This is a genomic window from Allofournierella massiliensis (assembly GCF_964241245.1).
In the GTDB taxonomy this organism is placed as follows: Bacteria; Bacillota; Clostridia; order Oscillospirales; family Ruminococcaceae; genus Allofournierella; species Allofournierella massiliensis.
Map to the genome: position 1 here is coordinate 1 of NZ_CAXSWZ010000051.1, position 12,656 is coordinate 12,656.

15 protein-coding genes, 1 tRNA gene and 2 pseudogenes are annotated in these 12,656 nt (G+C 47.6%); 10 read left to right on the forward strand and 8 right to left on the reverse strand.

All coding sequences use genetic code 11. From position 1 onward, the window contains the following. Window positions 1-148: 148 nt before the first annotated feature. Both istA and istB read left to right on the forward strand, forming a co-directional pair. Window positions 149-1,687 (forward strand): IS21 family transposase, encoded by a 1,539-nt coding sequence (istA, locus tag ACESYO_RS15945; RefSeq protein WP_373210815.1) that lies wholly within the window; start codon window positions 149-151, stop codon window positions 1,685-1,687. Between the two features lie 2 nt (window positions 1,688-1,689). Continuing rightward, entirely contained in the window at window positions 1,690-2,430 is a 741-nt protein-coding gene (gene istB / locus ACESYO_RS15950; protein ID WP_195450679.1) for an IS21-like element helper ATPase IstB, read from the forward strand. Here istB and ACESYO_RS15955 read toward each other — a convergent pair. The 8 genes from ACESYO_RS15955 to ACESYO_RS15990 all read right to left on the reverse strand — a co-directional run bounded on the left by ACESYO_RS15955 (window position 2,373) and on the right by ACESYO_RS15990 (window position 8,415). Continuing rightward, window positions 2,373-3,368 carry a hypothetical protein gene (locus ACESYO_RS15955; RefSeq protein WP_373210817.1) on the reverse strand — a complete coding sequence of 332 codons (996 nt, stop codon included), beginning with the start codon at window positions 3,366-3,368 and terminating at the stop codon, window positions 2,373-2,375. The two genes, istB and ACESYO_RS15955, sit on opposite strands and share 58 nt — an antisense overlap. 311 nt (window positions 3,369-3,679) lie before the next feature. Further along, on the reverse strand, window positions 3,680-4,315 hold the full coding sequence (locus ACESYO_RS15960; protein ID WP_373210818.1) for a hypothetical protein: 636 nt from the start codon (window positions 4,313-4,315) through the stop codon (window positions 3,680-3,682). Window positions 4,316-4,452: 137 nt separating this feature from the next. Next, the gene (locus tag ACESYO_RS15965; RefSeq protein ID WP_373210820.1) at window positions 4,453-4,965 is read right to left on the reverse strand and encodes a hypothetical protein; all 513 of its coding nucleotides are present in this window, start codon (window positions 4,963-4,965) and stop codon (window positions 4,453-4,455) included. A 28-nt stretch (window positions 4,966-4,993) separates the two neighbouring features. Then, window positions 4,994-5,383, reverse strand: a complete 390-nt coding sequence (locus tag ACESYO_RS15970; protein ID WP_283128301.1) for a DUF3846 domain-containing protein — start codon at window positions 5,381-5,383, stop codon at window positions 4,994-4,996. Window positions 5,384-5,389: 6 nt separating this feature from the next. Beyond that, window positions 5,390-6,316 (reverse strand): ParB/RepB/Spo0J family partition protein, encoded by a 927-nt coding sequence (locus tag ACESYO_RS15975; RefSeq protein WP_373210827.1) that lies wholly within the window; start codon window positions 6,314-6,316, stop codon window positions 5,390-5,392. Beyond that, window positions 6,279-7,094 carry a ParA family protein gene (locus tag ACESYO_RS15980; protein WP_373210822.1) on the reverse strand — a complete coding sequence of 272 codons (816 nt, stop codon included), beginning with the start codon at window positions 7,092-7,094 and terminating at the stop codon, window positions 6,279-6,281. Before ACESYO_RS15980 ends, ACESYO_RS15975 begins: the two co-directional genes overlap by 38 nt. Further along, window positions 7,094-7,444 carry a hypothetical protein gene (locus ACESYO_RS15985; protein ID WP_058965514.1) on the reverse strand — a complete coding sequence of 117 codons (351 nt, stop codon included), beginning with the start codon at window positions 7,442-7,444 and terminating at the stop codon, window positions 7,094-7,096. The genes ACESYO_RS15980 and ACESYO_RS15985 overlap by 1 nt, the downstream gene beginning before the upstream one ends. A 29-nt stretch (window positions 7,445-7,473) precedes the next feature. Continuing rightward, complete coding sequence (locus tag ACESYO_RS15990; protein WP_373210824.1) at window positions 7,474-8,415, reverse strand: toprim domain-containing protein; 942 nt, start codon at window positions 8,413-8,415, stop codon at window positions 7,474-7,476. Window positions 8,416-8,999: 584 nt separating this feature from the next. Between ACESYO_RS15990 and ACESYO_RS15995 the strand changes: the two genes are divergently transcribed. The 8 genes and pseudogenes from ACESYO_RS15995 to tnpA form a co-directional block, all read left to right on the forward strand. Beyond that, a tRNA-Arg gene (locus tag ACESYO_RS15995) sits at window positions 9,000-9,076 on the forward strand. A 480-nt stretch (window positions 9,077-9,556) separates the two neighbouring features. Beyond that, window positions 9,557-9,988, forward strand: a complete 432-nt coding sequence (locus ACESYO_RS16000) for an HTH domain-containing protein (RefSeq protein WP_337574990.1) — start codon at window positions 9,557-9,559, stop codon at window positions 9,986-9,988. Between the two features lie 2 nt (window positions 9,989-9,990). Then, window positions 9,991-10,494, forward strand: a complete 504-nt coding sequence (locus tag ACESYO_RS16005; protein WP_373210826.1) for an IS3 family transposase — start codon at window positions 9,991-9,993, stop codon at window positions 10,492-10,494. Between the two features lie 250 nt (window positions 10,495-10,744). Beyond that, window positions 10,745-11,152 carry a helix-turn-helix domain-containing protein gene (locus ACESYO_RS16010; protein ID WP_058965516.1) on the forward strand — a complete coding sequence of 136 codons (408 nt, stop codon included), beginning with the start codon at window positions 10,745-10,747 and terminating at the stop codon, window positions 11,150-11,152. A 132-nt stretch (window positions 11,153-11,284) separates the two neighbouring features. Continuing rightward, window positions 11,285-11,587, forward strand: a complete 303-nt coding sequence (locus ACESYO_RS16015; protein WP_087295130.1) for a hypothetical protein — start codon at window positions 11,285-11,287, stop codon at window positions 11,585-11,587. 53 nt (window positions 11,588-11,640) lie between these two features. After that, window positions 11,641-11,832: pseudogene (locus ACESYO_RS16020) on the forward strand (hypothetical protein); the annotation flags it as partial. 85 nt (window positions 11,833-11,917) lie between these two features. Next, a pseudogene (locus tag ACESYO_RS16025) lies at window positions 11,918-12,087 on the forward strand (Maff2 family mobile element protein). A gap of 323 nt (window positions 12,088-12,410) precedes the next feature. Next, a partial coding sequence (gene tnpA, locus ACESYO_RS16030) for an IS66 family insertion sequence element accessory protein TnpA (protein ID WP_409338426.1) occupies window positions 12,411-12,656 on the forward strand: 246 nt, incomplete at its 3' end.

Consider the following 12,656-nt stretch of genomic DNA (forward strand, 5'->3'; position numbering starts at 1 on the left):
CTAAACGGGGCTGCCGTTAGCGGCGCTTAGCTGCCGCTGGCCACCGCACCAGCTGCCGCTGGGCGCCGCAGAATGCATGCATTGACAGGATGGCCACTAAAATGAGTTTAGCATCGTCAGATGCAAATTCAATTTAGGAGGCCTTACCATGGTCAATCACAAAGAGATCCTCCGGCTGAAAAGGCTGGGACTCACACACCAAGAAATTGCGGATGCCGTTGGCTGCGGCCGCAACACGGTCACACGCACATTAGCCCGGGCTCGGGAGCAGCAGCTTGGCTGGCAGCAAGCGCAGTCCATGTCGCAGCAGGAAGTTTCCCAGTGGCTATTTCCAACCGAGTCAAAGGGGCCTGTTTACAAAATGCCGGACTACGAATGGGTACACCGTGAAATGCAGAAGAGCGGTGTTACCCTGAGCCTGCTGTGGGTGGAATACTGCGAGCAGTGCTGTCAGAACGGCGAGCTGCCCTACAAGTCCACTCAGTTCAACAAGTATTACGCGGACTATGTCCACAAAACTAAAGCCACCATGCACCTGGAACACAAGCCCGGCGAGACCATGCAGGTAGACTGGGCGGGCCAGACAGTGGCTCTGGTGGACACAGACTCCGGGGAACGGCTGGAGACCTACCTGTTTGTGGCGGTGCTGCCATACAGCGGCTACGCCTACACAGAGGCTTTCCTGGGCATGAAGCAGGAATCCTGGATTACCGGCCATGTCAACGCCTACCGGTATTTCGGCGGCGTCACCCGCATCCTCACGCCGGACAACCTCAAGACCGGTATTGTCAAGAACTCCCGTACAGAGACTGTGCTCAACAAGTCCTACCAGGAGATGGCGGAGCACTACGGCACCGCCATTCTCCCCGCCCGGCCCCGCAGTCCCAAGGACAAGGCCTTTGTGGAGGGCTCCGTCGGCGTGGTCTCTACCTGGATCCTGGCTGCTCTGCGCAACCGCCAGTTTCTGTCCCTTGTGGAACTGAATCAAGCAATCCGTGAGAAGCTGGAAACCTTCAACCACAAGCCATTTCAGAAACGAGAAGGCAGCCGGGCATCCTGTTTTGCCGAGGAGCAGCTCTTTCTGCAGCCGCTGCCGGCAGCTCCTTTCGAGCTGGCAGTCTGGAAAGTGGCAACCGTCCAGTATAACTACCACATCAGTGTGGAGCGCATGAACTACTCCGTGCCGTATGAGTACATCAAGCAGCAGGTGGATGTGCGCCTTACCCGGACCACAGTAGAAATTTTCTTCTCTGGCACCCGTATCGCCTCTCATCTGCGGCTTCATGGCCGTCCCAACCAGTACAGCACGGTGGAGGATCATATGCCGCCGGACCACCAGGCCTACCTGCAATGGAATGGTGAGCGTTTCATCCGCTGGGCGGAGCAGATTGGCCAGCACACCGCTGCCGTGGTGCGGCTTTTCCTCTCTGCCCACAAGATAGAGCAGCAGGGTTACAAGTCCTGTATGGCCCTGCTGAAACTGGCAGAGCGCTATTCCCCGCAGCGGGTGGAGAACGCCTGTCGGAAAGCCCTCTCTTACACATCTTCCCCCAGCCTGAAAAGCGTCCAGTCCATCCTGAAATCCGGACAGGACAAGCTGCTGGATGAGGATGCTCTACCCAAACCGGAAGAGCCCAAAGCCCATAAGTTTACCCGAGGCGCCGGCTACTACAAGAGGGGGGAATGACCATGCTGAGCAATGAAACCGTACGTAAGCTGCAGGAGATGCACTTGGGCGTCATGGCAGAAGCCTTTTCAACCCAGCTGCAGGACAGCCAATTCCAGACCGTTTCCTTTGAGGATCGGTTTGCCATGTTGGTGGATGCGGAGTGGAGCGCCCGGAAAAGCAACCGCCTGACCCGGCTCATCCGCAACGCCGGTTACGCAGATCCTGCTGCCTGCGTCGAGAATATTGAGTATCACCCGGAACGAAGGCTGGATCGGGAGCAGATCCTGCGCCTGGCCTCCTGCACCTACCTCCAGGAAGCACACAATGTCATCGTTCTGGGAGCCACTGGGGCCGGAAAGACCTATCTGGCCTGCGCCCTTGGCATGGCTGCCAGCCGCAGTTTCTATTCCGTGCGGTATATTCGCCTGCCCGATCTGCTGGTGGAGATCTCTGTGGCCCGGGCCAACGGAACCTACCGGGACTATATGAAAAAGCTCAGGAAAGAGAAACTGCTCATCCTGGATGAGTGGCTGCTCTATCCCCTCAAGGAGGCCGAGGCCCGGGATGTGCTGGAACTGGTAGAGGCAAGAAACAAGGTGGCCTCCACTATCTTCTGCTCCCAGTACGACACCAGCGAGTGGCACGAGAACCTGTACGATCCGACTCTCGCCGATGCCATCTGTGACCGGATCATCTACAACGCCTATACCATCCAGATTGAGGGCGAGTCCATGCGCAAGCGCAAGGGCATTCCCGAGTGATTCCCCGCATGGCGGCCCCGTGCACCACGCCTGCGGCCGCCATGCACCATTTCGGCGGAATTGGTACACCATTTAAGCGGAGGTGATGCACCATCATCTGCGGTCAAGCTGCACTTTTTGAGCGGCGTATGCAAGCATCGAATCAGCATAAGAATACTGGCAATAAAATAGATTGCAAGTAGACTGTTATTGTCATAAAAATTTTTAACTTGTTGAGAAAAGTGGGGAGAGTCAGTAAAACAGAGAGCATAGATATTCGCTGACCCGATAACAAGTAATAGATTACGCATGATGCAATAAAATCCATCGAATATCTGACGTTTTGCTGCACTTGCCTTTCCAAATATCTTTACTTGAATTGCAGGGTTTTGTTTAACGTATTTTAATACAGCAGAGAGTTGATTGCTTTTTGAACGTACAAGCATTTCTTTTATGAACATCACTGGTAAGGTGAGAAGAATCAATAAAACCAGTAAAACATCCTTGCTGCAGCTGTATTTTAGTAGGAACGGAAAGAAAAACACTGATATAAGAATGACACAGACTGCAATGTTTGAAATAATGAATTGCAAAGCTATTGTACGATCTTGATTTTCAAGATGCATTTCATGGGTGTTTGTCACATGAGAGGGGGAAATCACATTATATATGTTTTTTTGAGCAAAGTAAACGTTTTTCGCAGCATGATAACGTGGATTCAAGTAAGGGCATGCCCATATTATCTTTTCCAGCAGATCACCCAACTCATGGATTAGCATTCCAGTTAAATAGCCAGCGACTAAAAAGATAATCGTGTCGGCCGCAGAGCTACTACCAAAAAATCCACACCAGATATTCCGTATGGGATAGTCTTGACTGAACAATAATAACACAAGGCTTCCCGGAACAAGAATTCCTAAAAAGTCAATGATTGTTAATTCTTTGATGAAATTTTCCATATTTCATCCGCCCTTTCTGTTCTTTCTTCTATTAGAGAGATTACAAATCAATTTGTGGTTATGACATTGAAAGAAAGCTTGTTTTCATCATATCATATGAGAAACCAATTGTGTATAAAAATATTTTGATGCGAACATAGTATGGTGTAGTTTCAACATTGTATGAAGAAATGAAAATTCAGGTCATTGCAAAAGATGTAAATTTGGAGAACGTATTTGGTGTGATTCTGAGGAAATACGCTGCTCGGTTTTGCACGAAGGCATTTCATCGTAATCTTCGTTTAAGGAAGTGATACTCTGAGACGCTTGTCTCAAAGGCTGTCTAATAATGTCAAAAGTTCAAGCCAGGAATCCATTTCACTGGAGGGACTTGCCCATAGACGGATGGATAAAATTGTTATGGCTTGCTGACGAAGCCGATAATAATGCCGTGAAGAAATGGAAAGATGGTAGATCAAATCTTCGTGGCTTAGCTTTTCTGGAGCCAGATAGGTGTGGTAGATTAGCTTATACATTTTCGGTCCGTTGCCTGGCTTTTTTTTCAGAACCGTGAGCGCTTCATTGACTCGATCAAGAAGTAGTCGGGATTTTTTTATACTTTCCAATCGATTCTGCAGCTTTTGATTGCCGAGGCTCATTTCTAAATCCATCTTTCCGAGCAGAGAATCCAGATTGCCTAGAGGATGATCCAATTCCTCTGCAATTGTATCGGGGAAACACTCCAGTGCCCAAGCAATATTTCGGTATTGCTCAAGAAGTAGTTGTGTATTGTGATACATCCGGCGCTGCTTTTCTTGCTGTGCTTGACGAATATGAGAATCCGTGATTTGATTGTTTGGCAAAATTCCTCGCCGGGTCAACAGGTGAATGACCGAATCAGATTTGTCTGCAATGAGTGATTTTTTCTGCTGGTTTATAGTTTGCTCAATGATTTGTTGAGTTTTCATGCTTTTGATCCTTTTTATATTGACTGAGGTCAGATTAAATAGTTTCTATATCGTTCGTTATTCCTACCCGTAGTTATAAACACATTACACCATTTTGGAGAGTTGTTTTATTTGTCCCGCGTAGTTTAGGGTGACCATCATTTGATATATGATTTTATATTCACTGAAACAATAAGTCGAGCGTCCTTTCCCCGCCGGAAAATTTCCATGAGAGCGTTCCGATCATAGCAGTACAGGTAGAAGTTGTATTCACCCTTGTGGGGGATGCAGCGCAGAAAATAGATGCGATGTTCGGTGTTGATGCGGAACGCCATCTCTTTTCGGAACTGCGTCTTGATGACGGCAGAAGGGAATCGATTGCATCGTGCGTTCATCGTGGCCCGATCCGCCAGAAGTCCGGAAGATTGCAGCCCATGGAACAGATGCGCCAACTCTTCCTTGAATTCGGAAGATTTTTCCGGGAATGTGTCCGGCCACCAGTTTGTATAGGGGACAGGAGAAATGCCCTCCCAATATCCTCGCAGGTGACCAATACAGGCACCTCTTGCATCCGAATACATATCTTGTGTGAAACAGTATTTTTGCTCTTCCTGCACAGCAGGGGTGACAATAAATTCGGCATAGGGCGTGCTTATTTTCAGTTCAGTCATTATCTATGTTCCTCCTGTGGTAAATTGGTCAGCGTTCCCAGAAGCGAACCTTCCGGCCAAAACGCTCATCCATCGGTTTTGCTTTTGCAATGGGAAAATCTCCATCCTGCAAAGTGCTTTCCGGTAGAAAATATTTTCTGCTGTACCTGTCTGCCTGTTCCCGGCTCAGGCCGGTTGCGGCTTTTTCCCGTACCCCACAGATAATGCAGCGACCATATACGGAAAAATCTTCGTTGATTTGTCGATTGAACTTCAAACCGGACTGATTTTCGCTGCACAGCATTCCGATTTTTGCGGTGTCGAAGGGCAGGGTCAGCTGCGATGTGCCCGGAATCACTTCACGGACAGCCGATTCGATGTTGTCGAAGTTTGCAATGTACGGACAGTAGCCGGGTTCTATGATAAGAAGTCGAACCATTTTCTGTCACCGTCCTTCCCGAGAACGGTTGCGTTCATAGTTTTCCAGCAAACGGATAATATATTGTTCCATCTGCTCTATGGTATAACCCTTCGGAAAATATTGTTCAACCTTCGATACGGACAGACGTATCTGCGGCTCCCGCGCGGAAACGCTGGGGATTTTGGCAGACATAATTTTTTCAATGCTTTCCGGTGTAAGCGGCGCATTTTTGCTGGCAGTTTTCAATTTCTGCGCCTGGGACAGGGAAGGGGTGCATTCCATGTATTGAAGGTATTCAAGAACTTCTTCCTGCTCGTGTGGAGCAAGAGCACTCAGTTCCACTGCGGGAGTGAGTTTCAGCTGACCTTCATCCACCATGTTCAGCAGGTCGGGGATGAGATCATTTAAGCGAATATATCGTTGAATCTGTGCTCGACTATTTCCGCTCTCTTCAGCAACTTGATTCACTGCCCACAACTTCTGCTCAACTTGAGCAGAAGTTAAATCATGCCGTTTGCCTTGATGCTTCACGGCTTCCAGTTTCATCTTATATGCTTTGGCGCGCTCACTGGGCAGGATATGTTCTCGCTGGCAATTGCTGTCTACCATTAAGATTACGGCAGTATCGTCATCCATTTCCCTTACAATGCAGGGCATGGTGTCCAGCCCCGCGAGTGTGCAGCCACGATGCCGCCGGTGGCCGGATACCAGTTCGTATCCGCCTTCTGGGCGAGGGCGCACGATGGCAGGGGTCAGTACGCCATGATCTTTGATGCTGTCTACCATCTTCTGCATCTCTTCATCGTCACGAATCTGAAAGGGATGGTCTTTGAAAGAAAACAGTTCCGACAATCGCAGATTCTGTACTTTTTCAAGTTTTGCATCTTGTCGATCCGATTCGGAACTGAACAGATTATCGAGTGAGGGCAGACTGATGTTCTGTCCGTACATTTTTTCGTTCACCCTGTGTAACCTCCTTTGCCAACGATTGGTATGCTCTGCTGGCAGCGCCATTGGGATCGTAGCTCAGTTGGCTGCGTCCGGTGGCTGCACTCTCTGCCGTTTTGGTGCTGATGGGGATTTCAGAACCATAAATTTTGATCTGATGGCCATAGGCCCGGCGCAGGGCGGCACTCACATCGCGGGAAAGATTAGTGCGCTTGTCCACCATGGTGATTACAATACCATCCAGTTCCAGACGGGGATTGATTCGCCGCCGCACCTGCTGAATGCTTTTTACCAGGGAAATCAGACCTTTCATAGCGAAGTGCTGTGCCTGTACAGGAACCAGAACTCTGTCAGAAGCAACCAGTGAAGAAACCGTGAGAATCCCCAGGCTGGGCATACAATCGATCAGGCAATAATCATATTTGTCCTGAAGTGGCTCCAGTGCCTGTTCAAGCACCCGTTCATGGGCCATTACATTAACCAGCCGCACTTCCATATCGGACAGTTCGATATCAGACGGAATGTAATCGACGCCTTCTTCGTGATGGCGCACCGCATTGGTGATGGGGCGATCATTGATTACATCATCCATCATGGTGCTGAGTGTGCCGTTTCCGGATTCCATGTCATAGCAGCCAAGATAGCAGCTCAGATCGCCCTGTGGATCGGCATCCACCAATAAAACCTTGTAGCCTTGCTGAGCAAGAGCTACACCCAGATTAACAGCAGTCGTGGTTTTCCCCACACCACCCTTTTGATTGGCAATGGCAATGGTTTTCATTAGAATTCCTCCGTTTGTTCGATCATAGTATCCGAGTTGTCCAAGATCTCCTCCAGACCAACGAAAAGTCCTACGCGAAATGAAGTAGTAAGGTTTTCATCGGAACTGCTGGGAAGATGGCGAATGGGGCGGGGAACTTCCATGCCCAACATACGGAAATAGATGGGCATCAGGCGAAGACAGTCGCGACCGGTTGCATAATAGGTCAGGACATAAATTGCGTTTGCAATGAGGCTGGGAGATGCGTCGGGATCGCGCTCAGACATTTGCTTCAGGCCACGGATGAGATGTTCTGCACAGCGCACGCCTTTCCAATAGGCTTGGATTGCAGTAATACGTTTTTGTTTCATGTTTTCTAATCTCCTTAAAAGAGGTTTATTCATCGGATAGGGGACGAGTTCAGATGTTGCTTTTGATAAATGAGCTGTTCGTTATAGTCTTTTCCGATACTGGGAGGGCTGTCGATCACGATATATCCTCTGGTTGAAAGAGATTCCAGAAGTTGCTTGGTAAAATTCCGGCCAGGGGCATCGTTATCCAAACAAAGATTGATGGTTCGAATCTGCGGATGATTTTCCAGAAAGTAATCCACGGATTGATGATTCAGGCCACCCATTGCCAGATAGAACTGGCTTCGCCAAGGCTTTTCTCGTTGGTATTGTGTGAGCGAAGCACCAGACATGGCATCAATGGGAGCTTCAAAAATTGCCACAGTGGAACAGTCCTCATCATCGGCAGGAATCAGAAAACCGTATTTCTTTTGACTTCCGGCTATATCACCACGCCAAGTTCCTTGGCAGCTGCGTGTGAAAGCAGAACGTGGTGTGCCTTGGAAATCCAGGCCAAGGAAAACACAGTTTTTATATCCTCCACGGGTTGTTTGGTAAACGGTGCCTGCATTGCGGCAAAAACGAAATACTTTGCCACTGATGCCGCGGCGATAAAGATACGCCTGAATGGTTTCGTTGCTTCGATCAGGTACCGGTGGCTCAAAGGATTTTTGAATAGAAGGAGTATTCATCGGATGAGGCACCGGCTGAAAAGAGGCGCGGACAGGTTGGAGTTCATTCAGCAACCGTACTGCGCTAACGAAATCCATATTTTCTACCTTGAGCAGATAGTCGATTGCATTGTTTCCGCCTACACCTGCGCGGTACCAGTGAAACAGACCATTGTCACTGATGACAAGGCTACTGTGTGTGCGGGTCCGAAAATCGTGGGCACTTACTTTGATCAGTTCATGGGGCTTGCAAATCCGGAAGTAATCCAAAACTCCGATTTGCCGGGCATTTTGAATTTGTGCTTTGCTTACTCTTCGCATGAAAGATTCCTCCAGTTAGTTTCAGAATTAGCTATAAAAAATCCTGTTATTTGGCAAGATGCAAATAACAGGATGAGGATAGATATTCTATTTTCAGATAGTTATTCTTCTCCTTCAGATGGTTAGGGGGGTTCTAGGGGGGAGAAAACGACTTGAGGTCGGCTCCCAAGAAAGACCCACTACCCCCTTGTATATAGTTCAACGAAAATGGTGCGGTTTCAGAAGCAGATTGAACTGATGACGGCTCCTGAAAACAAAGAGGTTTGCTAACAGCTTGCAAAAAACAAGGGGAAATTCACCCTTGTTTGGGTTTGATTTTGGTTGTACTCTGTATATAAGGTAATACGGGAAAAGCCTTGATATTACTGGTTTTCTTTGTGTTCCGTTGCATTTGGCTTAGCTCATTAGGCTCTTCTCCTAAGGTTGTGCTCAACCAATCAACTCCGCGCCAAAAGTGATTGTTCCAAGTTCAATTTCATATAAGTCTTTGTAGCTCAGCAGGATAGAGCATTCGCCTCCTAAGGTTGTGCTCAACCAATCAACTCCGCGCCAAAAGTGATTGTTCCAAGTTCAATTTCATATAAGTCTTTGTAGCTCAGCAGGATAGAGCATTCGCCTCCTAAGCGAAAGGCCGTGGGTTCGAATCCCGCCAAGGACACCAGGTTCAATGCCGAAAACCCCTGATAAATCAAGGGTTTTCGGCATTTTCCTTTTTTCGCTATTTTGGAAAAATGGAAGAAAAATCCAGCTTGCTAACGGCGTGAAGGTGGCTTGCTAACGGAATTTTTGAATTTGCAAAGAAAGTTGACCGTTCCTTGTTTGAATTTTCTTCAGACGGGTTTGCTAACAAAATTAGCAGGAAAAAGCAAAATTTGCTAACGAAATCAGGTACCTTGCTAACACGGCCTAAAACCCTTGCAAAAAGTCTGCTAACAGAAAAGGTGATTTAAACTGTACCCCCCAAAAGTGGACACGAAAGTTTTAGGGATAAGATCTGAAACACAAGTGCGTTAGGAAGTATTAGAAGTGGACAGGCAGACTGTTAGTTTTACGCTTTGTCTTAGAAAAAAAGTGGACACGATGAGATTCGCTTTTACGGGAAGTTCTTCATGCTATAATATTCACAGCAGGAGGACGCACTATGGCCAAACGACAGTTCACAGAAGAAGAGCTTACTTTTTTGAGAAGAAATCCGTATACAGCCTATGTTGATGCCAATACACTTAGTTTTACGGTTGCATTCAAAGCCGAATTTATGCGCCTTTATTCCGAGGGAATTCCCCCAAGAGAAATACTGCCAAGGCTTGGATACCCCATAGAGATTATAGGCAAGCCTCGTTTGAATGGAATTTCTCAGAAAATACGGATGGAAGCAGTTTCAGAAATCGGCTTCAGAGAGGCCAGGCATAATAAGGCAGGTTCACTTTTCGATGCTTCGCCAGAAGAACAGGCAGTTTTGACGGATCGACAAATGATTAATCGTCTTCAATGCGAAGTGGCTTACCTACACCAGGAGATTGAATTTTTAAAAAAAGTTTCTGCAGTGGATCAGCCGGAAAAGCAAAGGAGATAATCATGGGCAAGGCATCGGCAAAATTTATGATAATCCATGCAGCCTTGCAGGAGGAAGACAATCAGCTTGATATCCAAACCATGTGTCAGCTGGCCGGTGTATCCAGATCAGGATACTACCGATGGCTAAATGCTTCACAGTATCGTGCGGAGCTGGAAGAACAGGACTGCAGGGATTTTGAATTGATTCTTCAAGCGTATAATCACCGTGGCTACAAAAAAGGTGCCCGAAGCATCTATATGAGGCTTCTTCATCTGAATCCACCAGTGGTGATGAACATCAAGAAAATCCGCAGAATCATGGAAAAATACCGACTATATTGTCCGATTCGCAAGGTGAATCCTTATCGAAAAATGATGCAGGCTATGCATACCAGCCATGTTTCTCCTAATCTGGTGAATCGAGAATTCACAACAAGTGGTCCAAGGACAGTGCTGCTCACAGACATTAGTTACATACCATATAACGGTAAACTGTACCCCCAAAAGTGGACACGAAAGTTTTAGGGATAAGATCTGAAACACAAGTACGTTAGGAAGTATTAGAAGTGGACAGGCTTGAGGGATGGATTTCTAAATGCATTAGCGGCCCGGACAGAGAAATTTTGGATTTCTAAAAACAAGCGCCGGGATTAGAAAGAAGGCCATACCAAAAAGCGGGTAAACCACAGGTCTACTGAACTAAACTGGTGGTCGCTTGAGTAAATCGTGGCGAAAGTGATATGATGCAGACATCAAAAGAAGGAGCCTGAAGCAAATGGAAAAGAAAACGCTTGGCATGATGATTGCATCATTGAGAAAAGAAAATGGAATGACACAGCTTGAACTGGCTGAAAAAATGGGGGTAACGGATAAGGCCGTATCCAAATGGGAAAGAGATTTATCTTGTCCGGATGTAAATACAATCCCAAAGCTTGCAGAGTGTTTTGACATAAGCGTAGATGAACTGATGCAGGTCAAAGCGGATTCACAGAAAGCAGATAAGAAAAATATCATGCCGATGGTCCATTTGATTATGAAGGCAGTCGCTCTGGCAATGGGTGTTGGAGTGGCTGTGCTGTCCGTGTTAAATGAATTGGACGCAACTTCGGGAATGGGCATGCTCGGAATCGGATTGGCGTGTCTCGCTGTTTCTTGCTTGTCCCAGAAGAGTGAAGCACAATAATTACGGCTTCAAGTGCCCGTGAAAACGAAATATCGATATCTTACATAGCCCTGTGGTGACTGACCCTCACCACAGGGCTTTTGTCGTTTTCGGACGAAGACGAAAACGGATCAAACCAAGGAGGATATCGAAATGAGCAAAAAGGCAAAGCGCAAAATCATTCTGATTGATGGAATCCGGTACTATGCGGACAGGCCCGATACCTGTCGCAAATGTTTCTTCTGGAAAAACCGCAAGGTCGGCTGCATCCTCGGCAAGCAGAATTGCTACTATCTGGCCGAAGCTGTGATGACCGCGCAGGAAAAGAAGTGCGAAGGCTGCTGCTATGCAAAAGGGCAGCCATGTGTCAGTGCTGTCTGCTATCAGGAGCTGGACGTTTGGCTGCGGGCCACCAGAATCAACCGGGCACAGAGAGAAGGTGCGGCAAATGGGTAAGCGGGAAGAACTGCTGCGCAGATACGAGAAGCTGTCCAGGGCTGCGATGCAGGAAATGTACCCTGCAGCTGAGAGGTGTCCGGCCGTTTCTCTCCGATAAATATGATCTGACCCAGCACCCAAACTACAAGTACACAGCCGATTATGATAAGAAGCTCACCTTCGACATCGAGAAGTATCTGGACACCAGAGCAAAGCTCCACCCGAAGGATGAGTTTTTTGTCATTGAGGAGGATGCGGAGTAAAATTATACAAACGCTCAAAGGGCAGGCAGCATCTGCTGCCTGTTTACATATCCGAAGCACAGTTGAGGTATTGCAGACTCTCGTTATGGCACTGGACGCCGATTTCGGTATCTGGGGTGCAATCAATCTGCTGGAAGGTTATGGCACTGATACCCTGAAGAAAAGAGTCGAGGCATGGAGCAGCTGATGAGCGGTGGCGGTGTCGCCCTGATCGAAATCATTCCAGAGTCGATAATCTCTGGGATTTTTGGATAAATGAAAAGAGTTGTCAAAGAGCAGGGGAGCGGACAAGGGAGAGCTATATTGTTTTGTGAATATGCAAGAAAAATATTTGTGGCTTTAGGCTTTTTTGTGTGAGTATGATATAATATAAAAAGCTTGTCCTAGAGAGGAGTTTGCTTACAATGGTAAAAAGTATTAGAGTTAAAGGGTAACCGCTCCATAATACCCCGGCTTCCGAAAGCTGAAAGGATGTGGGACAATAGAAGGAAATGGGACAAACGAGAAATGCGGTCTCAAAAGTCTAAGAAGTCGCAAAAATCTCAGAAGTCTCAAAAGTCTCACAAAGGAGCGATAAAATGGGCAAGGAATATGTAAATCTGAAAAAGCAGCGGTGCCTGCAGCTTGTGCAGGAGTGTGCGCACAGCGGAAAAAGCAAGCGGGAGTGGTGCGCAGAGAACGGCATTGGCTATTCCACTTTCATGCGGTGGCAAAAACGGCTTCGGGATGAATTGGCCGGAGAACTTCTGGCGCCGCAGGAGATCGTGCCGGTGCAGGTGGAACTGCCGGAACAATCTTCCCATCGGAGCACAGAGACGGCTCTG